This is a genomic window from Gracilimonas sp. BCB1 (genome assembly GCF_040117685.2).
GTDB lineage: Bacteria > Bacteroidota > Rhodothermia > Balneolales > Balneolaceae > Gracilimonas.
In genome coordinates this window covers 150,973-174,187 of sequence record NZ_JBEDYP020000014.1, presented here as the reverse complement: position 1 = coordinate 174,187, position 23,215 = coordinate 150,973, and the positions used below count along the sequence as shown (strand labels likewise).

Here is a 23,215-nt window from a genome sequence, read left to right as displayed (position 1 = left end):
AGAAATCATGGTTAAAACACATCGGGATTTACAGATTTGGCAAAAGTCAATGCAGCTTGTCACCCGGGTTTATCAGGCTGTTGATGATTTCCCTGATTTCGAGAAGTTTGGGCTTATATCCCAGATTCGGCGAAGCTCGGTTTCGGTTCCGGCCAACATTGCAGAAGGTTTTGGCAGAAGATCAAAGAAAGATTTTCGAAGATTCTTAAATATCAGCATGGGTTCGCTATTTGAACTACAAACGGAATTAGAAGTATCATTCAATCTTGGGTTTTTAGATGAAGAACTGTTTAAGGAGCTTTACTCCGATACACGAGAAATTGAGCGAATGATGAGCAGTTTCATCTCCAACCTATGACTATGTAACTCTGTCACTCATTTACTTTGTCACACTTAACAACACAAAACGACAACTCATTGTCACAAACTAAACAAACCTACGCTGCCACATTGTATGAGGGCACATTTTCTGTTGGATTAGACAAAAAATTTGTGCGAATTGACAGAGATGACCCTCCAGCTAAAGGGGCTTTGAAGCTTTCTCTGAACCCTGTACTTATTCATACTCCGGAGCGGAATTACCTGTTTGATTGCGGGATTGGCGAGTTCGGTGAAGACACCGGCCCTGAAACTATCCGCCGGAATCTGGATGAACACGGACTTACCGAGTTTGACATCACCGATATCTTTCTGAGCCACTTGCACTATGACCATATTGGTGGATTAGCCCATCGTGAAAATGGATATTGGGAACTCACCTTTCCGGATGCCAAACATTGGCTATCCAAAAAAGGCTGGGAAAAAGTGATGGCTAAAGATGAATATTATGATGAAGAGAAAACGGAGTTTGTCTCTTTTATAGATGCCAAAGCCGACCTTCACTTTCTGGATGAGGAAGACCAACCTTATCCGGATCTTAAAGTTCAGAAGATTGGCGGACATACCGAGTTTCACCAGGTACTGCTTTTTGATGATGGCGAACATAAATATATGCAAGCCGGTGATGTAATCGGAACCAAAGGTGCCATCAACCGGAAGTATGCCGCCAAGTATGACTTTGAGCCTAAAGTAAGCCAACAGAAACGCGAAGAACTGGCCAAACTGGCATTTGAGGAGGGATATACTATTTTAGCCTACCATGAAGACCAGAACCCTTTGTTCAAACTAACTGACTATAATGAGAAAACCGGGTACAGCACCGAAAATGTCGAGTCTTATGTCCCTGCCTGATTACATAACAGATATCAAAAAATTTCTGACGGATAATGACTTCCCCGGACAGATAGATTCAGCCGTAATCCTGGGATCCGGGCTGGGTACCTTCGGAGGTCATATCCAGGAAGCATTAACCATTGAGTATTCCGAAATTCCGGATTTCCCACAGTCTACCGTGGTTGGTCATTCCGGTTCTCTTATTTGTGGTGAAGTGGATGGTAAAACCGTGCTCGCTTTTTCCGGCCGTTTTCATCATTACGAGGGACATGATTTTGCCAAAACCGTACTTCCGGTGCAGTTAGCCAAAGCTTTTAATGTAGACAAACTTATTATCTCGAATGCAGCCGGGGGTATAAACCTTCGCTATCTTGTTGGTGACTTGATGATTATCGACAGCATCATCAAACAGTACATGATGGTCTCTGAACCCGCTCTGAATACGTGGAGTTCGCAGTTTGAAGTGTACGCAAAAGAGGTAAAAGCTATCGCCCGCAACCTGAATATTGAAACCCAAATGGGAACCTATCTTTATGTGAAAGGGCCAAACTACGAGAGTAAAGCCGAAATAAGGGCCTTCCGCAAAATGGGCGGTGATGCGGTTGGGATGAGCACGGCACCGGAATTAATTGAAGCAGCTAAATTGGGTGTTAAAACAGCTGCTGTTTCTCTCATCACCAATGCGGCTGCAGGAGTTATCGACCAAAAACTGGATCACGCCGAAGTGAAAGAAGCAGCCGATCAGAAAAAAGATGTTTTTGCTAAGCTGGTGAAGGGCTTGATCAGGGAGTTTTAGAGTTGGCTGTCAGCTAACAGGATTCAGCTAACAGAATGTTTTTATTACCTACTATTCTTGATCTTCTACCGGCTTTAAGTCACTTAATATTCTTTGATCTGCATAAATTTTTACAACCCCATACTCTCCCTTTTTGCCATAAAGTTCTAAAGCTGTTTTCCCTTTCAGTACCTTGATGTGTTTTATGTACTCTAACTTAAGACGCAATCCTACTTCCTCTGAAATTATATGGTCATTCACCAGGAAAAGAGGCAGATGTTGTACGTTTAATGTTTTAGATCCGGGGCCGTCAATCCTTACTGAATATTCTTTAATCTGATCGTTGGAAATACTTGTGATATCAGAGCATGAAATACAAATAACAACTATAAGGCTGAAAAGTATAAATACTGATATTTGAGTTAAGCTAATTCTCATTACTAAGCTCTGTGATTCGTTCGATTTCTTATAAAATGTACCCTTTCACTAAAAAATCTGTCAGATTTATCATTCAAAATCATTGCAGCCGGGCCGGTAGTATTCTTCATTGAAATCGGGATAGGAATTGATTAGCTCTTCATCATCCCAGATGGAGGCTGTTGCCAGTTCCCGGTTTTCATCCACAAAAATGGCTTGACCGGTACTGTCGACCCAGCTGCTTGTGGTAGGTACAAACAGACATGGGTCAGCAAAATTGTCTGTTCGGTTGATTTCACTCACACCATCGGAAACATGAACTAGATAATACTTTTCTGAACAAAACTCTTCACACGCACTCAACAATAACCGGTCTGAGTCAATCCAGGCTGCTCCGTCAAAATCATTCCCAGACACATCAAAAGTGGTTTGTGACCTCCACTGACCGTTTTGTTCTCCCCAAAAAGAAATATCAATGGTACAGTCTGAACGGGTTTCGAGTACGGCCAATACGCTACCATCAAAAGAAGGTATTACATTTATCGACTGAAAGTTTCCAAGTTTATTCCCACAAATCTTTGAATCGGACGGTGAAAACGTGTGTAGCAATTCACCGGTTTCGGCATTTGTCAGGTGGTATTCTTCGGAAAAACTTCCTGAGATCAGGTACCCGGCCTCTTTCATATAAAACAAATCTTCCGCATTGCCATTTAAGATCTCCGAAACTTCAAAACTCCCATCCAATTCCCGATCCGTCAGGTAAATAGAGTATTTTTCATTCTTCACATCACCACCGGTGGGGTAATTTCTTTTGTATTCGTACTTGTTAAGGATGTAGGCTATTTCAGAATTATCATCACTCCAAACAGGAGCCGTAACTCTTTCTTTACTTTTCCATTTCGCACAAGAACCCAGCAGAATGGCAATCAGAATACAAATTAACAGGAATGGATTTTTCATAATTAATGCACCCTTAACGATTATTTCTCTCAGATATACGGATATCCGTTTAAGCTATCCATCCTGAATGTAGCTCAAAAAACACTTATTTGGAAAGCGTAAAAAAATGTCCCCAATCAGATGATTGAGGACAAAAATCGGGCATATAGAAAGAACCAAATATTACAACGGCAGATTGTCGTGCTTTTTCTTCGGTACGGAATCCACTTTGTTATGAGATACTTCGAGTGCCTTAATCAGTTTTTCCCGGGTCTCTGAAGGAAGAATCACATCATCCACATAACCACGTTCTGCAGCCTTGTATGGATGAGCAAAGTTCTCGCTATACTGATCTTCCAGTTCTTTCTGCTTGGCTTCCGGATCATCCGCTTTAGCTATTTCTTTGCGGAAGATAATCTCTACCGCCCCTTTGGTTCCCATTACCGCAATCTCGGCTGTGGGCCACGCTACATTGTAATCGGCACGGATATGCTTGGAGTTCATCACATCATAAGCGCCTCCGTATGCCTTACGGGTGATTACGGTCATCTTGGGAACCGTAGCTTCGCAAAATGCATACAGCAGCTTGGCACCATGCTTGATAATTCCATTCCACTCCTGATCGGTTCCGGGAAGGAAGCCGGGCACATCTTCGAATACAACCAGCGGGATATTGAAAGCATCACAGAAGCGTACAAAACGGGCTCCTTTCAGTGAAGCATCAATGTCCAGCACACCGGCCAGAGAAAGCGGTTGATTGGCAACCACACCAACGCTTCGGCCACCAAGTCGGGCAAAACCGACCACGATGTTATCCGCATAATCTTTGTGAACTTCAAAGAAGGAATCTTTGTCCATAATTCCATCAATCACATCATGGATGTCATATGGTTTATTCGGGTTCAGCGGCACCAGATCTTCGAGTGCTTTGGCTTTAGCCGAATCCGGTTCTTTAGATTCGATCATAGGTACTTTTTCCTCACAATTCTGAGGAACGTATTTCATCAACTCCCGGATGTCGTTCAGGCAAACTGCATCATTCGGGCTGGAAAAATGGGAAACTCCCGATTTAGTGCTGTGCGTTGAAGCGCCTCCCAATTCTTCTGAAGTAACCTCTTCGTGCGTTACCGTTTTCACCACATTGGGCCCGGTAACAAACATGTAGCTGGAGTTTTCAACCATAAAAATGAAGTCGGTAAGCGCCGGACTGTACACAGCACCACCGGCACAAGGTCCCATCACTGCTGATATTTGAGGAACAACGCCAGAAGCCATGCTGTTTCTCCAGAATACCTCCGCATAACCGCCCAGCGAGGATACCCCTTCCTGGATGCGGGCTCCACCGGAGTCATTAAGTCCTATGATAGGCACGCCGTTCTTCATGGCAAGGTCCATAATCTTGCAGATTTTCTCCGCATGGGTTTCGGACAGTGAACCACCAAAAACGGTGAAATCCTGACTGAAGATATAAACCGGACGCCCGTGTATTTTAGCATGGCCGGTTACAACTCCATCACCTAAAATCTTTTTCTTATCCAACCCGAAAGCTGAACTTCGGTGAGTCACAAACTTGTCAATCTCCTCGAACGAACCTTTATCAACCAACAGATCAATTCGCTCGCGAGCAGTTAGTTTGCCTTTATCGTGTTGCTTCTCGATTCGGGCTTCACCTCCGCCTTTAAGTGCTTCTTCCCGCAGTTTTTGTAGTCGTTCTACTTTTGGATTGGATGCCATAATTAACGTATTGATTAAGATTTATATTCGTCAAAATAAGTTTGCAGCCGATCGGTAAAATCGATGGCTACTTCAGATGTCATGTCAACTGTGTTGGAAGTAAATACTTTCTTTTCTATGAATGCAGTAGCGTCATCCCAACTGCCGAGTTCCTCAATTTTTCCTAGAGCCTTCCTGTACTTCTTATCTGAACCTTTGAAAATTTCTTCTACAAAAAAGCCCTCATTATTAATCAAAAAATCCTTCAGGGTCGGTATTGTGTCATCTTCTTCACCTTCCTCGTCCACAAGATCATCAACCAGAGTGTCTTCATCAATGAGCATATCATCGCCATCCGAACCCTTACTGCCCATCAACATATCCATTTGATCTGGTCGTATAAACTGCTGCCACATCGGCTGCTCATCATTGTCTTCTGCCTCATCATCAATAATGGAATCTTCGATATCGTCTTCCGCTACTAACTCACTCAGCACTTCATCATCTTCTTCAGGGGCCGGCTCATCGGGTTCCGCTTCTTTTTTGGAGGCTTTCTTTTTCTTCTTTTTTGATTTCTTTTTTTCCTCTTCCTGTTCTTCTTCGGTCAGGTTTTTAAATGAGTGAGCTGCCTGATCGAGTACTGTTACCAGATTTTCGCGGAATTTTTTTATTTCATCGGTTTGGTCTCCGCTTTTTAAAGATTCTGATATCTTTTCAGCATCCGGAACCTCTTCAAACTCTTCAAAGATGGATTTATCTTCCTGTTCCGATTTAAACAACGCATTAAAAGACTCTTCGTCTGTCATTTGAGGCCCCTCTCCGCTATAATCCCCGAAGAAGCTATCAAGCAGACGTTGTTCCTTCTCATCAATTTCTTCCATCTCCTCTTCGTCAGGATCATCAAAGCGATTTTTCTGGGCGATCAACTCTTCCCGGAACTGATCTCTGAATTTCTCCTGCAGTTTCACATCCAATAAGTCAGGATAGGAAAGTATTTCTACAAAACGCTCTTTGGTAATCTGCTCATCAAGCTCATTAAATGCTTTGGCCGTTAAATACAGCCCTTTGTCCTCAAAAAACAATTGGATCAGCTTTGAATCGATTTTCCCGCCAAACAGGGTAAACAATAGCTCGAGTACCTGAGCCCATTCTTTGGCCGTGTAGGAAGCTACCAAATTTGCATCCAGATTGTGGATAAGCAGCTTACAACGCTTCTTCTCCAATGTTTCCAGCTTTCGTTTTTTCATATAAAGCGGGATAGCTTTACCAAAGTGCTTATAGATAGTCAGCTTATCGGTTCGGTGTACCAGTTCCTTATAATCAAGTTCCTCTTCTCCTTTATAAATATATTCAGCCATATGCTGACGGGGCTCCAGATATACCTTTACAATCTCGGTCATTACCCGGCTGGTAACCACATAGAACTTATCTTTGGGAATGCGTGAATTCGCAAATAATGCTTGCTGAAATTCTTTCCAGGCATCTTTTACCAGCTGCTGATCAGTGTTCGCCCATTCGGTATCCTCCAGTATGAATTCCATCTTCAACTTTTCGTTGATCTCAATACGAATTCGTTCAACAATAAAGGAAGGAAACCCCGCTGAAAGACAATCTTTCAGGGTATAATAGGGCTTGTCGGATTTAACAACTCCGATAAGCCGATCGATGATTTCTTCTACTGCCTGATGCATAAGTCGTTTTAGTATTTCACTGAAAATAAAGCCTGCCGGCTCGCAATACAATTAAGGATTTAGATATTCTGTTATAGTTTTCAAATTTTAAGAACCGAAAGCATATTCTTATTAATCTCAAACTTGCTACCTTTGGGGCATGATTTCACTTCAGGTAGATAAACTTACCAAAAAATTTAACCGGCACACCATTTTCTCTGACCTCAGTTTTGAGCACAAAGGAGGAGTTCTGGGTATCGCTGGCGCCAATGGCAGTGGTAAATCAACATTGGTAAAATGCCTGTCATATCTTCTACGCCCTAACTCAGGAACCATTATTTGGAAGCAGAATGATGAAGTGATGGATCAAAAGCAGGTAAAAGCTCACATGGGTTATGCAGCTCCCTATATTAATTTGTACTCAGAGCTTTCGGTTGAAGAAAACCTGCGCTTTTTAGTGGAAGCCGGAGGCAGAACTGCACAAGGAGGTCAACTTTCAGCCTTACTTGAGAAGGTCCAGATTCCTCATTTATGTGATCAACTCTATGGAAGCCTTTCAACCGGTCAGCAGCAACGGGCTAAACTGGCCGCCTCTCTTGTTCGTGAGCCTCAGATTTTAATGCTGGATGAACCCGGCTCTAATCTTGACGAAAAAGGTCATACGCTGGTTTCTGAAATAGTCAAAGAAGCGGCTGAGGCCGGCACCCTGGTCTTCCTCGCCTCCAACGATCCCGACGAAATTTCCCTCTGCGATACCGTCCTGAATGTTAGTGAGGAGTGAGGAGTGAGAGGTGATAAAGTGATAGGGTGATAGGGTGATAGGATGATAGAGTGATTTTAAGGCACGAGAACGTATCACACTCATTCAATTACTTAATTTCAATCAACATTATACATACATACTTACTCACTACTCATCACTTTATCAACTCTCACTCTTCACTCATCCCCCACCCCATTCTTATAACTTCTTAACTCTCAACTGTCTCCGATTTCTCTTAACTTTGCTTGAAATTCGAATATTCATCATTCCAAATTCAATTCTGCAATATGATCTCAGAAAATGATCAGAAACTAGCAACCCTGATTCTTGAACACAGTACCGAAGTTCAGAAAGGGCACAATGTGATGGTTCAGCTTATCGGCTTAAATGGTATCGACCTGCTCCGGGCATTGGTTGAACAAATTCGCCAAAAAGGAGCACATCCGTTTATTAAGATCGAGGATGCCGATACGCAACGCATTTTAATTGAAAACGGAGATGAAGAATTTTGGAAGAATCAGGCTTCTGTAGATCAGCTTCCACTGATGAAACAAATGGATGCTTTTATCGGAATCCGTGCTTCGCAAAACATCTATGAAAATTCGCAAGCCAGTAAAGAAGCAAACAAGGCCTATTCCGAGCATTTCCTGAAGCCGGTTCACTTTGATGAACGCGTCAACAATACCAACTGGTGCATTATGCGCTATCCATCAGCGGCCTTCGCTATGAACGCTAAAATGCCTACCCGGGCCTTCGCTGATTTTTATTACGATGCCTGCCTGGTTGACTACGCGCAGCTGGAAGAGGCGATGAAACCGCTGGAAAAACGACTGCGAGCTACCGATGAAATTCACCTGAAAGGAGAAGGCACCGACATCAAATTCTCTGTAAAAGAACAGAACTGGGTGCCCTGCTTTGGTAAGCGGAATATTCCTGATGGAGAGCTCTTTACTTCGCCCGTTCTGGATTCAGTGAATGGCGTGATTTCCTATGCTCCATCCGTCTATCAGGGCAAACCTTTCGAATTCGTAAAACTGGAAGTGAAAGATGGTGTGGTTACAGGCTTTGATTCTTCCAACAACGAAGCCCTTAAAGACATCCTGGATACCGATGAGGGAGCCCGGCGATTTGGGGAATTCAGCTTTGGTTTGAACCCGGTCATCGAAAGCCCGATGTACGACATCCTGTTTGATGAAAAAATTTACGGGTCTAACCACCTTACTCTCGGAAAAGATTACGAAGTGGCCCCTAACGGTAACTCCAGTAACATCCACTGGGATCTCGTTTGTATCGGCGCCGATGTGTACCTGGACGGAGAGCTTGTGCGCAAAGGACGGAAGTTTGTGGCAGACGACCTTAAAGGTTTGAACCCCGAAGAACTGCTATAACGGATCAGGTTGTAGGATGAAGAAAACAGTATTTATTTATGGGGCTATACTAGCTATCGGTGTGTTGGTCGTAGAATTAATCGAGCACTTCTACACGATACAAATCATATCAACCCCGGTTTATATCGTTGCTGTTGCAATACTTTTTACTGTTTTGGGTATCTGGCTGGGTAAAAAACTCACAGCGAGATCGTCACAAGATTCTGAAAATACTCCCTTCAAACGAAACGAAAAGGCCCGGAAATCGCTGGGGATTAGCGATCGCGAGCTGGATGTTCTCGAACACCTCGGGAAAGGTCACTCCAATCAGGAAATAGCCAACAAGCTTTTTATTTCTATCAATACCGTGAAAACACATCTTTCCAGTGTATATCAAAAACTGGAAGTCAGCCGACGAAGCATGGCTGTTAAAAAAGCCCGGTCGTTAAAGCTCATCCCTTAAAAATTCTCTTTTCTAACCACCTTTAAGCACGATTTTGGCAAAATCATACTTTCGGGTGATGCATTCCTCTGGCAGATTTCCTTACTTGTGGGAGCTTAACAAGTAACCGTAAGGAGCACATGAAACAAATCGTATTTACTTTTGGAATTATTGCCGGGTTCATCAACATCATGACGGGCATCCTGCTCACCAACCTGGGTGGCGAAGAGATGATGCACTCTAACACCCAGTGGATTGGCTACCTGGTTATGATCATTGCCCTTTCCCTGATATTTGTAGGCGTGAAGCAATACCGGGATCAATACCTTGGGGGCGTCATCAAGTTCGGGAAAGCTTTTTTGATCGGACTTTACATCTCTTTGGTTGCAGGTGCTATCTATGTTGGAACCTGGGAAGTGTATCTTGCAGCAACCGATTTGAATTTCATGGAAACCTATTCAACCTCGGTAATTGAAAGCATGAAAGCCGAAGGAGCTTCCCCATCAGAGATTTCTGAAATGGAAGAACAGATGCAATATTATACCGAAATGTATGAAAACCCCATCTCACGAATGTTCATCACACTAACAGAAATTTTACCTGTCGGTCTTATCATTTCGGTGATTAGTGCTGCATTATTAAGAAAAAGCACCTTTATGCCATCTGAGGAAAATATCAACCCGGAAGCGTCCGCCACTTAACATCCAAACCATTTTTATTTATGAAAATTGAAGCCCACAATCCCGAAGAATACATCCAAAAAGTACCCGAAGACCGAAAGGAGCCCATCAAAAAATTGCGGGCAGTCATAAAAGAAAATCTGCCAGAGGGTTTTAAAGAGGTGATGATTTACAACATGATAGGGTATGTGGTTCCGCATTCTCTCTATCCCGATGGATATCACGTAACGCCCGAGTTACCACTACCATTTATTAACATTGCTTCCCAAAAGAATCACATTGCAGTATATCACTCCGGAGTTTATGCAAATGATGAGTTGATGGAATGGTTCGCCAACGAATATCCCAAATACGTAAAGACCAAGTTGGATATGGGCAAAAGCTGTATCCGGTTCCGAAATCCCGACCACATCCCTTATGAATTGATCGGGGAACTGGCCGGAAAGATGACCCCTCAAGAGTGGATCGAGCTTTACGAAAAGAACATTAAAGGTTAACTAAATCACATAATTATGAACCCGAACAACCACTCTCTTTCACTGGCTGTTAAAGACATACACGCATCCAAAACATTTTATGAAAAACTGGGGTTTGAACCGGTTGAAGGCACCGGCCCCATAGAGAACAACTGGATTATCATGAAAAAAGGACATTCCCTGATCGGCTTGTTTCAGGATATGTTTGAGGAAAACATCATCACTTTTAATCCGACGGATGCACGAAGTGTCTATAAAGACTTAAAAAATAAAGATGTAACATTTCTGATGGAATCAGATTCTATACATGAGAAAAAAGGTCCTTGCCACTTTTGTATTGAAGACCCGGACGGCAACCAGATTTTGTTCGATCAGCATAACGATTAATTGAAAAGGCTTTCAGCCATCTGCGATCAGCTTTCAGTTTTTAAAGAGACAAAAAACTGAAAGCAGACGTCTTATAGCTAACAACTAAAAACAAACATTATGAAAAAGCGAGTAACCGGAATTGGCGGCGTATTTTTGAAAGCGAAAGATCCCAAAGCAACAAGGGATTGGTACCGGGATCATTTGGGAATTGAAAGCGGAAAGTATGGAGGTACCTTCGAGTGGCGACATGCCGAAAACCCGGATAAAAAAGGCTACACCGCCTGGAGCATGTTTGATGAAAACACAGAATACACCGATCCCAGCAAGAAAGATACGATGGTCAACTACAGGGTAGAGAACCTGGAAGAGTTGCTGAAGGTACTTGAGGAAGAAGGAGTGGAAATTGTCGGTGAAATGGAAGTCTTTGAATACGGGAAGTTTGGCTGGATAATGGATCCCAACGGCTATAAAATCGAACTGTGGGAACCAAATGATGAAGAGTACGATAAAATTAAGGGTGAAACGAACCTGTCCAGCTAAGCTGAAATTGAGAATTCAAAAATTAAAAATTGGGTTGGGCTTTATATATCCACCCAATTTTTAATTCTACACTTTAAATTTTGAATTACTAATCCTCTTCCGCCCAGGCTTCTACATCATCCAAAACTTCAGCAAAGTCAATTCCGTCTTTTGTTTTATTGATGGTGGCTTCGTAATGAAACCGGCCCTTCTTCTTCACGGCTTATTAACTTCGTAGCCAGCTTATTGGTTATATTCTGCTGAATCACCCGCTTCAACGGACGTGCGCCATACACCGGATCGTACCCGCGGGCAGCCAGCCAGTCTTTGACGTTATCAGAAACATCCAGAGTGACTTCGCTCTTGGCGAGCATTTCATGAACTCTTCGAAGCTGAATATCCGCAATGGCGCGAATATGCTCCTGACCCAGCGGATGAAACACAATGGTATCATCAACACGATTCAAGAACTCCGGACGGATAGTTTGCTTCAGTTGCTCAATCAGTTTGTTTTGAAGCTCTTCGTATTTCTCATCACTCATATCACCCCCGGTTTTTTCGATCTCATTGGAAATCAGGTGTGAACCTATATTCGAGGTCATGATGATGATGGTATTTTTGAAATCCACCGTAACGCCTTTATTGTCTGTCAGGCGGCCTTCATCCAGCACCTGTAACAGGATGTTGAATACATCCGGGTGTGCTTTTTCAATTTCGTCCAAAAGAATCACCGAATACGGATGGCGCCTTGCAGCTTCGGTAAGCTGACCGCCTTCATCATATCCGACATATCCCGGAGGCGCTCCCACCAAACGGCTTACACTGTGCTTCTCCATGTACTCGCTCATATCAATTCGGATCATGGCATTTTCGTCATTGAAGAGGAAATCTGCCAGCGAACGGGCGAGCTCTGTTTTACCCACTCCGGTTGATCCCAGAAAAAAGAACGAGCCGATGGGCTTCTGTTCATCCTGCAATCCGGCCCGGGAACGGCGTACAGCATTTGAGACAGCTTCAATCGCCTTATCCTGCCCAATCACACGTTTATGCAGTTCTTCTTCGAGAAGCAGTAATTTTTTGCGCTCACTTTGGAGCATTTTCCGAACCGGGATACCGGTCCAGCGAGCCACAATGTCCGCAATGTCTTCTGCATCCACTTCCTCTTTCAGCAATGACTGATTCTCCTGCATGTCATCCAGTTTCTGTTGGGATTCCTGCAGGTCATTTTCAAGCTGGTTAATGGTACCGTAACGCAATTCGGCTACCTTTTCGTAATTGCCTTGTCGCTCAGCTTTATCCGCTTCATTTCGGGCAGTTTCGATGGCTTGCTTCAGCTCCCGTACCTTTTGTATAAGTTCGCGCTCTTGCTCCCATTGCACCCGCATCGATTTTCGATCTTCTTCCAAATCAGCCAGCTCTTTTTCAATTCCTTTAATCTTGGACTGATCTTTTTCACGTTTTAAAGCCTCCCGTTCAATTTCCAGCTGTCGAATTTGTCGTTCCAGTGCATCCAGTTCTTCCGGGAGAGAGTCGATCTGAAGTCGCAACCGGGATGCCGCTTCATCAATCAAATCAATGGCTTTATCGGGAAGGAACCTGTCACCGATGTAGCGGTGTGAAAGCTCTGCGGCAGCTATCACCGCAGAGTCGGTTATCCGAACACCGTGATGTACTTCATATCGTTCCTGCAATCCGCGGAGAATCGAAACGGTGTCCTCTACAGAGGGTTCACCCACCAACACAGTTTGCAGTCGGCGTTCAAGCGCTTTGTCTTTCTCAATATATTTTCGGTACTCATCAAGTGTAGTGGCTCCGATGGCATGGAGCTCTCCCCGGGCCAGCGCCGGTTTCAGAATATTGGCGGCATCCATGGCTCCCTCTGTAGCACCGGCTCCAACCAAAGTATGGATCTCATCAATAAATAGAATGATCTCCCCGTCAGAATCAGATACATTTTTAACTACCGCTTTGAGCCGTTCTTCAAACTCGCCACGGAATTTGGTACCGGCTACCAGCGAGCCCATATCGAGGGCTACAATTCGCTTGGTTTTGAGTCCTTCAGGGACATCACCGCGGACTATTCTCAAAGCCATTCCCTCGGCAATAGCAGTTTTACCTACACCGGGTTCACCAATTAAAACGGGGTTATTCTTTGTTCTGCGGGTAAGAATTTGCATCACACGCCGGATTTCCTGGTCACGTCCAATCACCGGGTCCAGCTTATTCTTTTCGGCCAGCTCATTCAGATCCCGCGCATATTTTTTTAAAGCTCCATAGCGGCTTTCGGCATTAGGGTCGTCCACTGTTTGATTGCCTCGCACATCCTTCAGTACTTTCAGTATATTTTCTTTGGTCACGCTTTGATCTTTGAGAAGGTTTGCGATCTCTCCTTTTATAGCGGTCATTCCAATCAGGATGTGCTCAGAACTGATGTATTCATCACCAAGTTTATTCCCTTCTTTTTGCGCTACATCAAATAGTTCTTTACTGGTATTGGATAGATACTGCCCGGAAACAGAAGCTCCCTGCACTTTTGGAAGCCTCTCAAGAGTAGAATCCACAACTTTTTCAATAGCTGCAGGAGTTGCCCCCAGTTTGTTCAATAACGTATTTACAATACTCTCCTGATCTCTCAGATATGCTTTTAAAATATGGGCCGGCTCTACGGCTTGGTTATTTCCGCTTTGGGCCAGTTCAATTGCTTTTTGAACAGCCTCCTGCGCTTTTAGTGTAAATTTGTTCAGGTTCATTTTTTAATCTCCTTGTTTTCCCTTTTCTATCCGTGTGAAAACCAAAACCGTGCCTACCCTGTTTTATTGACAGAATTGCAGAACACATAAAGTTGTAAAGTGGTGACTTGGATTCAGTTTAAGATGAACCTGTTTATTCCGGGGAGATGCGCTAAGAGTGTGATAAGTAGGAGTGAAAAATTAGAATCTAATTTAATAGAAGAATCCTGTGCGCAGAATTATTCCAAATTAACCTGTACTTAATGGAAGCTCATATTCTATTGAAGTAGGTGCTATCCCCCTGAAATTGCTTAAAATAAAAAACCCTGAACTGTATCAGAGTTCAGGGTTTGGGTTTTTCGGGGTACAAATTCTTTACTAAAATCTTATGCCTTAAGATACAAAATGTTTATAAAGTATCCGTGTAATTTTTAGTAAATGGATAACAACAACTGACTCTGGTTTAGTTCCAGAATCGGGAAAAAACCCTGATCCGTATCAGGGATCAAGATTTGGGTTTTCGGGGTACAAAAATCCATGCTTCGATTTTCTTTATATCTCAAAAGCGATGTATTGTTCCAGATCATTCCTTTTTACAGTCAACAAAACAACATCGCTTTCTATTTCTTCAAGCTGTTCGTAAAAATCTGATGCTGAATCAATAGAAGTTCTTCCTACTTCGGTAATAATATCCTGAGATCTGAGTCCTCTTTCATAGGCATTACTTCCTTCTCTCACTTCCAGAACAACAACTCCTTTGGTTTCGTTTTCAATATTGAGCTGACTTCGAATTTCCGATGTAAGCTCCCGTACCGTAAATCCAAGTCGCTCATCCATCTCTTCTTTATTTTGAGGGGTAACAGAAGCTGTTTGTTCCTGAGGACGAATACCCAGCGTAACTTCAAGTGTCATATTAGCTTCGTTACGGATAATACCCAAGGCAATTTCATCACCGGGTTTGAACGCAGCAATTCGTGTTCGGAAACTAGCCCAGTCTTTTACCTTTTCTCCGTTCAATGATACGATGATGTCTTTTTCCTGCAAACCGGCTTTATCCGCAGGGCCATCTTCTTCAACACGACCTACCATAATTCCACGGATGTCCCCGAGTCCCAATCCACGTGCCATGGTCTGATCTACTTCTCCGGCCATGTACATTCCCAGATATCCCCTGGAAACTTCACCGTCATCTATCAGGTCGTTCATAATTCGTTTAGCAAGGTTGATAGGAATAGTGAATCCAATTCCATCATTTCCACCGGACCGGGATGCAATTGCTGAATTAATTCCTACTAATTCACCGCTAATATCAATGAGGGCACCGCCTGAGTTACCCGGATTAATGGCAGCATCAGTCTGAATAAAATCTTCATAACCAACCCATTGCTCCTGCCTGTTTTGGATCAACCCAATGTTCCGGCCTTTGGCTGACACAATTCCAAAAGACACCGTGTGAGCTAAATTCTCGCTAAGTGGGCTTCCAATCGCCAGCACAAATGAACCCACTTTCAATTCATCACTATTTCCAATTTGAACGGCAGGCGGGTTATCTACATCTATTCTCAGAACAGCGATATCGGTCTGAGGGTCTGTACCAATCAATTCGGCATCTACCTGGTTTCCATCAAACAATCGTACCTGAATTTCATCTGCTTGTTCAATTACGTGATTGTTTGTGAGTATGTATCCTTCTTCCGACACAATCACTCCTGATCCTAACCCACGCTGCACACGCTCCCGGGTTTCTCCATCACCCCGGGGATTTCCAAAAAACTGGGAGAAAGGATTGATAACCCTGACTTCTTCCACTCGTTTGGTGGTAATGGTTACAACAGAGGGGTTTGTGTTTTCCGCGATATCAACAATGGCGTCATTAAAATCTTTGAGTGAAGCAACCGGCTTATTTTCGGCCGACTCTACCTTATCAATAGCCGCAGAGTCCGATAGCGTTACCGATTCATTATCGATGGCAAGATTGAAGCCTAACAGTACAACAACTGCTGCAGCCACCCCAAATATATTCTTAACTGTGGTACTCATATGTATTTCTGATTTAATTGTTATTAATGGATTGCGGTATTAACAACGCAGCACGTTTTTAAAATTGTGTACTTCCACAAACCTTTACAATTCAGCAGAGATAAATAAGAAACCGAAGCCCCATTCAAGGGACTTCGGCTCCCTTAACCTAATGGATCAGATTTATGAAATCTTGATCTGCTTCTTAACTTTTTCTTCGCTTTTGGCAATGGTAATATTCAGAATACCATTCTCATATTTAGCGGTAATGCTTTCTTCATCAATGCTGTCGGGCAGTTGGAAAGAACGGCTGAACGAGCCATAACTTGATTCTACCCTGTGATAGTTTTTACCGTTCTCTTCATTCTCGAGTTTACGCTCACCGCTAATTGTAAGGTGGCCGTTATTAAGATCAACGTTTATATCTTCCTTATTCATACCTGGAAGTGATACCGAAACGTCAAATTGACTTTCTGTTTCAGAAATATCTACTGAAGGCATGAACGAATCATTTCGATAGTTCAACGATTCATTGAAAAACTCATCTAAAATGTCACTGAATCTTTTTGAATGAAGATCAACATTGGGTCGGGTATAATTAATAAGTGCCATAATTAACCTCGCATTTAAGTTTTAGTTTTTTGTTAATTCACTTTTACTGGTGCAAGGTATATGCCAACAGAATCAGCAAAGAGATATACTGACAGACGGGCAAACGAATACTGATGAAATTTCAGACAACATCAGCGGAAAGGAAAGGTTGGCAGTGAAGCCGTTTCATGAATGACAGATTTCAGACAAAAATGACAGAGGTGTGGGAGGGATTAGGTGTTAGGTTTTAGGGTCATCTTGAGCGGAAGCGAAAGATCTTTGCCCTTAATACTTGGTAATTAAGAAAAGAAAGATTCTTCGCTTTCGCTGAGTGACTAACTAAAACCTAACACCTAAAACCTTGCCCCTAACACCTCTAAGAATAACTCTTTTTCCACTCACGGGCTACGAGGAAGGCCATTTCAAGGCTCTGTTCATAATTGAGGCGCGGATCACAGAAAGTCTCATAATTACGCTGCAATTCCTTTTCACCTAATCCTTTGGCTCCTCCAACACATTCGGTCACGTTATCACCGGTAAGCTCCAGGTGCACTCCGCCAAGGTAACTCCCCTCCGACCGGTGAATCGCAAAAGATGACTGAACCTCACTTAATATATCGTCGAAGTTTCGGGTCTTAATGCCGCCATCAGTGCTGAATGTATTTCCGTGCATAGGATCCGAACTCCAAACAACCGGGAAGCCTTCCCGACGAACGGCTTGTATCAGTTTGGGAAGTTCTTTCTCAACAATGTCTTTTCCGAAACGGGTAATGAGCACAATTTTACCTGCCTCATGATTTGGATTCAGGGTTTCGATTAACCTCATCGTCTCATCAATTTCGTACGGCGGGCCCACTTTAATACCCACAGGATTATTGATTCCTTTGAAATACTCAACATGAGCCCCATCCAAATCACGGGTTCGGTTGCCCAGCCACACCATATGTGCACTCAGGTTAAAGTATCCTTTCTTACGGGGAACAGGTCGTGTTTGGGCTGAATCGTAATACAGGTTCAATGCTTCGTGTGAAGTATAGAAATCTACTTTTTGCAGGGTTGAAAACGTATCCGGGGCAATTGATTCCACAAAGCGTACCGCCTTGGTGATAGAGTTCACCATATCTTCGTACTCAGCGTAGTACTCATTGTTCTGCATAAAATCGAGTTCCCATTGCTCGGGGTGATGGAGATCAGCAAAACCTTCGTCAGCCAGAGCCCGGAGGAAATTCAGGGTCAGACCGGCTTTGTGATATCCTTCCAGCAATCGCTGTGGATCAGGCATACGAATGCCGGATTCAGACTCATATCCATTAATAAGGTCTCCGCGATAATTGTGAATTTCTTCCCCATTCACCGTTTCAAAATCATTGGAGCGAGGCTTGGCATACTGTCCGGCAATACGGCCAACTCTTAATACCGGTACCCCCATCTCATGGATCAATATAAAGCTGGTTTGAAGCAGCACTTTCACCATATTCACGATCTTGGGGGCTTTGGTAGCATCAAAACTTTCAGCGCAGTCTCCCCCCTGTAACAAAAATGCTTTTCCGGCTGCAACATTGGCCAGTTTATCTTTCAATGCTTCAATCTCCCAGGAAGTGACAAGCGGGGGCAGAGATTTCAGGGTTTCGAAACTTTGATCCAATCGGCCCTGATCAGGATACTCCGGAAGCTGCTTTACCGGTTTCTCTTTCCACGATGTTGGTGACCAATTCTTATGTGCTACTTCTTGCATAGGTACAATTATTGATGAATGAACAGGTAAACTATCGGTTTTTTGGGGTTAATGCTTAAAAAATTCTCATGCACATTGTTTTACCTAATCGAATATATTACCGGAGAATTTTTAAAGTCAGATCATGTTAGAAACAAAACCGCGGATTCTGGTGGTTGATGACCACCCGGCATTGGTAACACTTACAAGGCATAAATTAATTCAAAAGGGGTACGAGGTTTTAACCGCTCAGAATGGTGAAGACGCTCTGGAATTAACACGAACGGAATACCCTGACCTCATCCTCAGTGATGTGGACATGCCTATTATGAACGGGTTTGAACTTTGTGAGCATATAAAGAAAGATACACGCCTCAATAAGATTCCGGTCATTTTGGTTACTTCAATGGTTACCACCGAACACATCATGAAAGGAATTGAAGCAGGTGCCGATAATTACCTCACCAAGCCATTTGATGATGAAACCCTGTACAGCAAGATCGATGAATTGATGCTGAACCCACCCCCTCCGGTTCAGGAAGACGATACCGTGAAGGTGGAAATTGAAGGCAAAGAATATGAAATCAAAGCGGATTATTCCTACCTGGTTAATCTGTTGATCTCCACTTATAAGAATACGCTTGCTCAGAATAATCAGCTGAGCAAAATGCAAAGTGGATTAAATGCCGCTAACAAAGAACTCGAGCTTACCAAAAACGAGCATGAAGAACTGATTCATAATATTTTCCCGGAAAAAATTGCGGAAAACCTGCTGGCATATGGAACCGTAACTCCCGAGCGCTACCACGATACCACTATCATGTTCACAGATTTTGAAGGGTTCACGAAAGTAGTTCCTGAACTAAGCCCGGAGAAACTCATCGAAAGCCTCTCATTCTATTTCGACCGGTTTGACGAATTCACCCGTCAGCATAATCTTATTAAGATTAAAACCATCGGCGACAGCTATATGGCTGCAGGGGGAATCCCAGAGCGTAACCACTCACACCCTATTGACACTATTCTTACAGCTCTTAAAATCAGGGATTTTGTTCAAACTTTTGGAGAAAAGAATAACTCAGGTACTCCATACCTACCCGTTCGAATGGGCATACATACCGGAAAGGTAGTAGTTGGAGTAATTGGGAAAACCCGCTTTGCCTACGACATTTGGGGAGAAACGGTAAACATTGCAGCCAGGCTGGAAGAACACTCTATGGGAAATGCCATTAATATCTCCGAGTCAACTTACGAGCGGGTTAAGGATTTCTTTGAGTGTGAATCAAGAGGTGAAATTGAAACCAAGTACATCGGCAACCTTCAGATGTATTTTGTAAAAAGAATAAAACCCGAATTATCTGAAGATGATGAAGGGATTTTTCCGAACCGTTTATTTATCAGGGAGTACAACAGCCTGATTCGAACTTCCGGAGAAGAAAAAGAAGAATAAGTTATCCTTTTTCTCCTCCTTCAGGACCATAGAAAAACACCCATGTGGCAAAGTCTTTGGTGAAATCTTCAAACCGGTGAACGACACCGGCCGGTACAAATAAAACCTGACCGGTTTCAAAAGCATGTCTCTGATCCCCATTTACAAAAATTCCGGAACCGGATATCACAACATAAATTTCGTCCCGATCGTGGGGTTTTTGCTTGTCAACTTTATCGGGTTTATAGTACTCTACTTCAAGGCTACCGTGTTCAAATAACCTGATGAATTCCTGTTCCGTCTTTTCTAACAGTTCGGATGCTTTTTCAGGAGTGAGATTGGTGGGTAGTAGTTTTTGTTTCTTTCATATGCACTTTTTCTATTTCACGGTAATTAGCAAAATTCACTCCCCAAATTCTATATCTGGCTTTGCTTCAACATTTCATTCAAATGTTTTTAAAAAAGGAATGAAGGAATTCCGGCCTCTGTTTTGTATTTTTCAAAGTTCTGAAATCTAAAAACACGAGAGACTTTGCAACATAATATTGTAGTACGCGGCGCCCGCGAACACAACCTCAAAAATATTGACATAGACATTCCCCGCGACCAATTGGTCGTGATTACCGGGCTTTCGGGTTCGGGGAAATCATCGCTGGCTTTTGATACTATTTATGCTGAAGGGCAGCGACGGTTTCTGGAATCTCTTTCCGCTTATGCACGCCAGTTTTTGGGGATGATGGAACGCCCTGCCGTAGATTTTATTGACGGCCTCTCTCCTGTTATATCTATCGATCAAAAAACCACCAATCGAAATCCGCGCTCTACCGTAGGTACGGTCACTGAAATTTATGACTTCCTCCGCCTGCTCTACGCCCGCGTTGGTATTCCCTACTCCTACAAAACCGGGAATGAGATGAAAAAACAGTCGGCCGACCAGGTGGTGCAGGCCGTTATGGATATGACTGAAGGAACCAAAGCCTATTGCCTGGCTCCGGTGGTACGTGGTAGAAAAGGGCACTATCGGGAGTTATTTGAACAAACCATAAAGCAGGGGTTTGTGCAGGCCAGAATTGACGGCGAGTTTAAAGATCTGGAAGACGATATGAAACTTGATCGCTATAAAACCCACAATATTGAGATTGTGGTTGACCGGTTCGTGATCTCAGAAAAAAGCGAGAAACGCATAGCCGACAGCATTCGGCTGGCTTTGGAAATGGCCGATGGAAATGTGATCCTTGCCATCAAAGACGGAGAAGAAACTACAGACCGACTGTTCTCCCAGAAACTGTTCGATCCCGAAAGCGGACTCGCTTATGAAGATCCTGCTCCGAACCCTGTTTTCCTTCAACTCTCCCTATGGAAATTGTAAAGAGTGTGAAGGACTTGGATATACTTATGATGTAAGCTGGGATTTGCTCGTTCCCAATAAAGACCAAAGTATTGCTGATGGCGGAATTCGTTTTCTGGGTGCACCCCGCGATATTTTCGTGTTCAAGCAGCTAAAAGCTATCCTGGATTCTTTTGACCTGGATTTTGAAACACCCATAAAGGATTATCCTGAAGAGCTGATAGATGTCCTGATGAATGGCAGCGGAGATAAGAAGTTCTCTGTCAGCTACGATTTTAAAGACAACTCGGTGACGTACAAGCACAAGTTTGAAGGCTTACGGAATACCATTATTGATCAGTATCACAATAGTAAATCCAATAAACAGCGGGATAAAGCCAAAGCCTTTATGGACAAGGTTACCTGCCCTGAATGTGATGGTGGCCGGCTCAACAAAGAAGCCCTCTCTTATAAAATTGACGGGCACACTATTCATGACCTTGTGCAAAAGGATATTCAGGAGCTGCGCGACACGCTATATGGAATTAACCTTAATGAACGCCAGCAGATTATCGGAAATCAGGTATTAAAGGAGATCCGTGACCGGCTCGACTTCCTGCTAAATGTTGGGCTGAACTATCTTAGCCTTGACAGAGAAGCGCAAACGCTGAGTGGGGGTGAGGCTCAACGAATACGACTGGCCACTCAAATAGGAACCCAACTGGTGGGTGTACTCTATATTTTGGATGAGCCAAGCATCGGTCTCCACCAGCGCGATAATATCAAACTGATAAAATCCTTAGAAACCCTTCGCGACCTTGGAAACAGCGTAATTGTGGTAGAACACGACCGCGAAACCATCGAGCATGCTGACTTTGTGGCGGATCTTGGTCCCGGTGCAGGCGTTAATGGGGGGCACATTGTAACGGCCGGCAAGCCGGATGAGCTCGACCCGGAATCCAGCACGGCAAAATTCCTGAACGATGAGGAAGTGATTGAAATGCCCGAAATCCGTCGTAATGGAAACGACAAATCCATTAAAGTGACCAATGCCCGGGGACATAACCTAAAAAACCAGGACCTGGAAGTTCCTCTTGGCAAGTTCATTTGCGTAACCGGTGTGAGTGGAAGCGGCAAAAGTTCTTTGATTAACCAAACACTGGTGCCAATTCTTTCTAATTATTTCTACAAATCAAAAACGGTTCCACTTACTTACGACGGCATTGAAGGCATCGACAATGTGGATAAGATTATCTCCATTGACCAAAGCCCGATTGGCCGAACACCACGCTCCAATCCGGGAACTTACACCAAAGTATTTGACTACATTCGCCGATTGTTTGCCGAGCTACCGGAGTCAAAAATCCGGGGTTATGATCAGGGCCGATTCTCCTTTAACGTAAAAGGTGGACGATGCGAAGAATGTGGTGGGGATGGTGTCCGTAAAATCGAAATGAACTTCCTGCCTGATGTGTATGTAACCTGTGAAACCTGTAATGGGAAACGCTACAACCGGGAAACGCTCGAAATTTATTACAAAGGCAAAAACATCTCGGATGTATTGAAAATGCCTATCAAAGATGCCGCTGAGTTTTTTGATGCACAGCCTGCCATCAGCCGCAAACTGGAAACCTTAGTAGATGTTGGGCTCGGATATCTTACTCTTGGTCAATCTTCCACCACATTATCCGGGGGTGAGGCTCAACGCATTAAGCTGGCCAGGGAGCTCTCCAAGGTTGGGACCGGTGATACACTCTATGTGATGGATGAGCCTACAACCGGACTTCACTTCCAGGATGTACGCATGCTTGTAAACGTAATACAACAGCTGGTTGAAAAAGGGAATACCGTGATGGTGATTGAGCACAACCTGGATCTCATCAAAGCAGCCGACTGGATTATAGACCTCGGCCCGGAAGGCGGAGCCGGAGGTGGTGAGATCATCGCGACCGGTACTCCGGAAGATGTTGCTGAAGTAGAAAAATCCTACACCGGTCAATTTTTGAAGCAGGAATTTGTGCGACTGAGCAAACAACCGGCATAGCTTCATTTCTTTTCAACTTT

The 23,215-nt window shown here is 43.6% G+C and carries 20 protein-coding genes and 1 pseudogene; 12 read left to right on the top strand and 9 right to left on the bottom strand.

Annotation, left to right across the window (positions count from 1 at the left end):
* Positions 1 to 7 precede the first annotated feature (7 nt).
* The 3 genes from ABFW99_RS11555 to ABFW99_RS11545 are packed head-to-tail and all read left to right on the top strand — an operon-like array spanning position 8 to position 2,008.
* Positions 8 to 358 (top strand): four helix bundle protein, encoded by a 351-nt coding sequence (locus ABFW99_RS11555; protein WP_349354173.1) that lies wholly within the window; start codon positions 8 to 10, stop codon positions 356 to 358.
* 59 nt (positions 359 to 417) lie between these two features.
* The gene (locus ABFW99_RS11550) at positions 418 to 1,230 is read left to right on the top strand and encodes an MBL fold metallo-hydrolase (protein ID WP_349354172.1); all 813 of its coding nucleotides are present in this window, start codon (positions 418 to 420) and stop codon (positions 1,228 to 1,230) included.
* Positions 1,205 to 2,008, top strand: coding sequence for a purine-nucleoside phosphorylase (locus ABFW99_RS11545; RefSeq protein WP_349354171.1), 804 nt, complete (start codon positions 1,205 to 1,207; stop codon positions 2,006 to 2,008). Before ABFW99_RS11550 ends, ABFW99_RS11545 begins: the two co-directional genes overlap by 26 nt.
* Positions 2,009 to 2,059: 51 nt before the next feature.
* On the opposite strand, the gene ABFW99_RS11540 is transcribed toward ABFW99_RS11545, so the two are convergent.
* The 4 genes from ABFW99_RS11540 to ABFW99_RS11525 form a co-directional block, all read right to left on the bottom strand.
* On the bottom strand, positions 2,060 to 2,425 hold the full coding sequence (locus ABFW99_RS11540) for a hypothetical protein (protein ID WP_349354170.1): 366 nt from the start codon (positions 2,423 to 2,425) through the stop codon (positions 2,060 to 2,062).
* Positions 2,426 to 2,494: 69 nt separating this feature from the next.
* Positions 2,495 to 3,364, bottom strand: coding sequence for a hypothetical protein (locus ABFW99_RS11535; RefSeq protein ID WP_349354169.1), 870 nt, complete (start codon positions 3,362 to 3,364; stop codon positions 2,495 to 2,497).
* Between the two features lie 162 nt (positions 3,365 to 3,526).
* A complete protein-coding gene (locus ABFW99_RS11530; RefSeq protein WP_349354168.1) occupies positions 3,527 to 5,077 on the bottom strand; it encodes an acyl-CoA carboxylase subunit beta in 1,551 nt (516 codons plus the stop codon).
* Between the two features lie 14 nt (positions 5,078 to 5,091).
* Positions 5,092 to 6,747, bottom strand: a complete 1,656-nt coding sequence (locus tag ABFW99_RS11525; RefSeq protein ID WP_349354167.1) for a hypothetical protein — start codon at positions 6,745 to 6,747, stop codon at positions 5,092 to 5,094.
* A gap of 139 nt (positions 6,748 to 6,886) precedes the next feature.
* Between ABFW99_RS11525 and ABFW99_RS11520 the strand changes: the two genes are divergently transcribed.
* The 7 genes from ABFW99_RS11520 (at position 6,887) to ABFW99_RS11490 (ending at position 11,363) form a co-directional block, all read left to right on the top strand.
* The gene (locus ABFW99_RS11520; RefSeq protein ID WP_349354166.1) at positions 6,887 to 7,507 is read left to right on the top strand and encodes an ABC transporter ATP-binding protein; all 621 of its coding nucleotides are present in this window, start codon (positions 6,887 to 6,889) and stop codon (positions 7,505 to 7,507) included.
* A 269-nt stretch (positions 7,508 to 7,776) separates the two neighbouring features.
* The gene (locus ABFW99_RS11515) at positions 7,777 to 8,877 is read left to right on the top strand and encodes an aminopeptidase (protein WP_349354165.1); all 1,101 of its coding nucleotides are present in this window, start codon (positions 7,777 to 7,779) and stop codon (positions 8,875 to 8,877) included.
* 16 nt (positions 8,878 to 8,893) lie between these two features.
* Positions 8,894 to 9,319: a response regulator transcription factor gene (locus ABFW99_RS11510; protein ID WP_349354164.1), complete on the top strand. Its 426-nt coding sequence runs from the start codon at positions 8,894 to 8,896 to the stop codon at positions 9,317 to 9,319.
* A 119-nt stretch (positions 9,320 to 9,438) separates the two neighbouring features.
* Positions 9,439 to 9,999, top strand: a complete 561-nt coding sequence (locus tag ABFW99_RS11505; protein WP_349354163.1) for a DUF4199 domain-containing protein — start codon at positions 9,439 to 9,441, stop codon at positions 9,997 to 9,999.
* A gap of 20 nt (positions 10,000 to 10,019) precedes the next feature.
* Positions 10,020 to 10,475, top strand: a complete 456-nt coding sequence (locus tag ABFW99_RS11500) for a DUF1801 domain-containing protein (RefSeq protein WP_349354162.1) — start codon at positions 10,020 to 10,022, stop codon at positions 10,473 to 10,475.
* Between the two features lie 15 nt (positions 10,476 to 10,490).
* Complete coding sequence (locus ABFW99_RS11495; protein WP_349354161.1) at positions 10,491 to 10,841, top strand: VOC family protein; 351 nt, start codon at positions 10,491 to 10,493, stop codon at positions 10,839 to 10,841.
* Between the two features lie 99 nt (positions 10,842 to 10,940).
* Positions 10,941 to 11,363: a VOC family protein gene (locus ABFW99_RS11490; protein ID WP_349354160.1), complete on the top strand. Its 423-nt coding sequence runs from the start codon at positions 10,941 to 10,943 to the stop codon at positions 11,361 to 11,363.
* Between the two features lie 155 nt (positions 11,364 to 11,518).
* Here the strand turns inward: ABFW99_RS11490 and clpB are convergent, their stop codons facing one another.
* From clpB to ABFW99_RS11470, 4 genes are all read right to left on the bottom strand, one after another.
* Entirely contained in the window at positions 11,519 to 14,092 is a 2,574-nt protein-coding gene (gene clpB, locus ABFW99_RS11485) for an ATP-dependent chaperone ClpB (RefSeq protein WP_349354159.1), read from the bottom strand.
* A 531-nt stretch (positions 14,093 to 14,623) separates the two neighbouring features.
* Positions 14,624 to 16,111 carry a Do family serine endopeptidase gene (locus tag ABFW99_RS11480; protein WP_349354158.1) on the bottom strand — a complete coding sequence of 496 codons (1,488 nt, stop codon included), beginning with the start codon at positions 16,109 to 16,111 and terminating at the stop codon, positions 14,624 to 14,626.
* A gap of 162 nt (positions 16,112 to 16,273) precedes the next feature.
* Entirely contained in the window at positions 16,274 to 16,702 is a 429-nt protein-coding gene (locus tag ABFW99_RS11475; RefSeq protein ID WP_349354157.1) for an Hsp20/alpha crystallin family protein, read from the bottom strand.
* A gap of 355 nt (positions 16,703 to 17,057) precedes the next feature.
* Complete coding sequence (locus tag ABFW99_RS11470; RefSeq protein WP_349354156.1) at positions 17,058 to 18,416, bottom strand: class II 3-deoxy-7-phosphoheptulonate synthase; 1,359 nt, start codon at positions 18,414 to 18,416, stop codon at positions 17,058 to 17,060.
* A 124-nt stretch (positions 18,417 to 18,540) separates the two neighbouring features.
* Here ABFW99_RS11470 and ABFW99_RS11465 point away from each other — a divergent pair, with 124 nt between their 5' ends.
* Positions 18,541 to 19,845, top strand: a complete 1,305-nt coding sequence (locus ABFW99_RS11465) for an adenylate/guanylate cyclase domain-containing protein (RefSeq protein ID WP_349354155.1) — start codon at positions 18,541 to 18,543, stop codon at positions 19,843 to 19,845.
* A gap of 1 nt (position 19,846) precedes the next feature.
* Here the strand turns inward: ABFW99_RS11465 and ABFW99_RS11460 are convergent, their stop codons facing one another.
* A complete protein-coding gene (locus ABFW99_RS11460; protein ID WP_349354233.1) occupies positions 19,847 to 20,110 on the bottom strand; it encodes a cupin domain-containing protein in 264 nt (87 codons plus the stop codon).
* Between the two features lie 246 nt (positions 20,111 to 20,356).
* On the opposite strand from ABFW99_RS11460, the pseudogene uvrA reads away from it, so the two are divergent.
* A pseudogene (uvrA, locus tag ABFW99_RS11455) lies at positions 20,357 to 23,195 on the top strand (excinuclease ABC subunit UvrA).
* Positions 23,196 to 23,215: the final 20 nt, after the last annotated feature.

Coding starts and splice junctions, on each gene's coding strand:
- clpB (WP_349354159.1), bottom strand. CDS start 14,092: ATGAACCTGAACAAATTTACACTAAAAGCGCAGGAGGCTGTTCAAAAA.
- ABFW99_RS11505 (WP_349354163.1), top strand. CDS start 9,439: ATGAAACAAATCGTATTTACTTTTGGAATTATTGCCGGGTTCATCAAC.
- ABFW99_RS11515 (WP_349354165.1), top strand. CDS start 7,777: ATGATCTCAGAAAATGATCAGAAACTAGCAACCCTGATTCTTGAACAC.
- ABFW99_RS11535 (WP_349354169.1), bottom strand. CDS start 3,364: ATGAAAAATCCATTCCTGTTAATTTGTATTCTGATTGCCATTCTGCTG.
- ABFW99_RS11500 (WP_349354162.1), top strand. CDS start 10,020: ATGAAAATTGAAGCCCACAATCCCGAAGAATACATCCAAAAAGTACCC.
- ABFW99_RS11530 (WP_349354168.1), bottom strand. CDS start 5,077: ATGGCATCCAATCCAAAAGTAGAACGACTACAAAAACTGCGGGAAGAA.
- ABFW99_RS11470 (WP_349354156.1), bottom strand. CDS start 18,416: ATGCAAGAAGTAGCACATAAGAATTGGTCACCAACATCGTGGAAAGAG.
- ABFW99_RS11555 (WP_349354173.1), top strand. CDS start 8: ATGGTTAAAACACATCGGGATTTACAGATTTGGCAAAAGTCAATGCAG.
- ABFW99_RS11520 (WP_349354166.1), top strand. CDS start 6,887: ATGATTTCACTTCAGGTAGATAAACTTACCAAAAAATTTAACCGGCAC.
- ABFW99_RS11510 (WP_349354164.1), top strand. CDS start 8,894: ATGAAGAAAACAGTATTTATTTATGGGGCTATACTAGCTATCGGTGTG.
- ABFW99_RS11495 (WP_349354161.1), top strand. CDS start 10,491: ATGAACCCGAACAACCACTCTCTTTCACTGGCTGTTAAAGACATACAC.
- ABFW99_RS11545 (WP_349354171.1), top strand. CDS start 1,205: ATGTCGAGTCTTATGTCCCTGCCTGATTACATAACAGATATCAAAAAA.
- ABFW99_RS11480 (WP_349354158.1), bottom strand. CDS start 16,111: ATGAGTACCACAGTTAAGAATATATTTGGGGTGGCTGCAGCAGTTGTT.
- ABFW99_RS11490 (WP_349354160.1), top strand. CDS start 10,941: ATGAAAAAGCGAGTAACCGGAATTGGCGGCGTATTTTTGAAAGCGAAA.
- ABFW99_RS11475 (WP_349354157.1), bottom strand. CDS start 16,702: ATGGCACTTATTAATTATACCCGACCCAATGTTGATCTTCATTCAAAA.
- ABFW99_RS11540 (WP_349354170.1), bottom strand. CDS start 2,425: ATGAGAATTAGCTTAACTCAAATATCAGTATTTATACTTTTCAGCCTT.
- ABFW99_RS11525 (WP_349354167.1), bottom strand. CDS start 6,747: ATGCATCAGGCAGTAGAAGAAATCATCGATCGGCTTATCGGAGTTGTT.
- ABFW99_RS11465 (WP_349354155.1), top strand. CDS start 18,541: ATGTTAGAAACAAAACCGCGGATTCTGGTGGTTGATGACCACCCGGCA.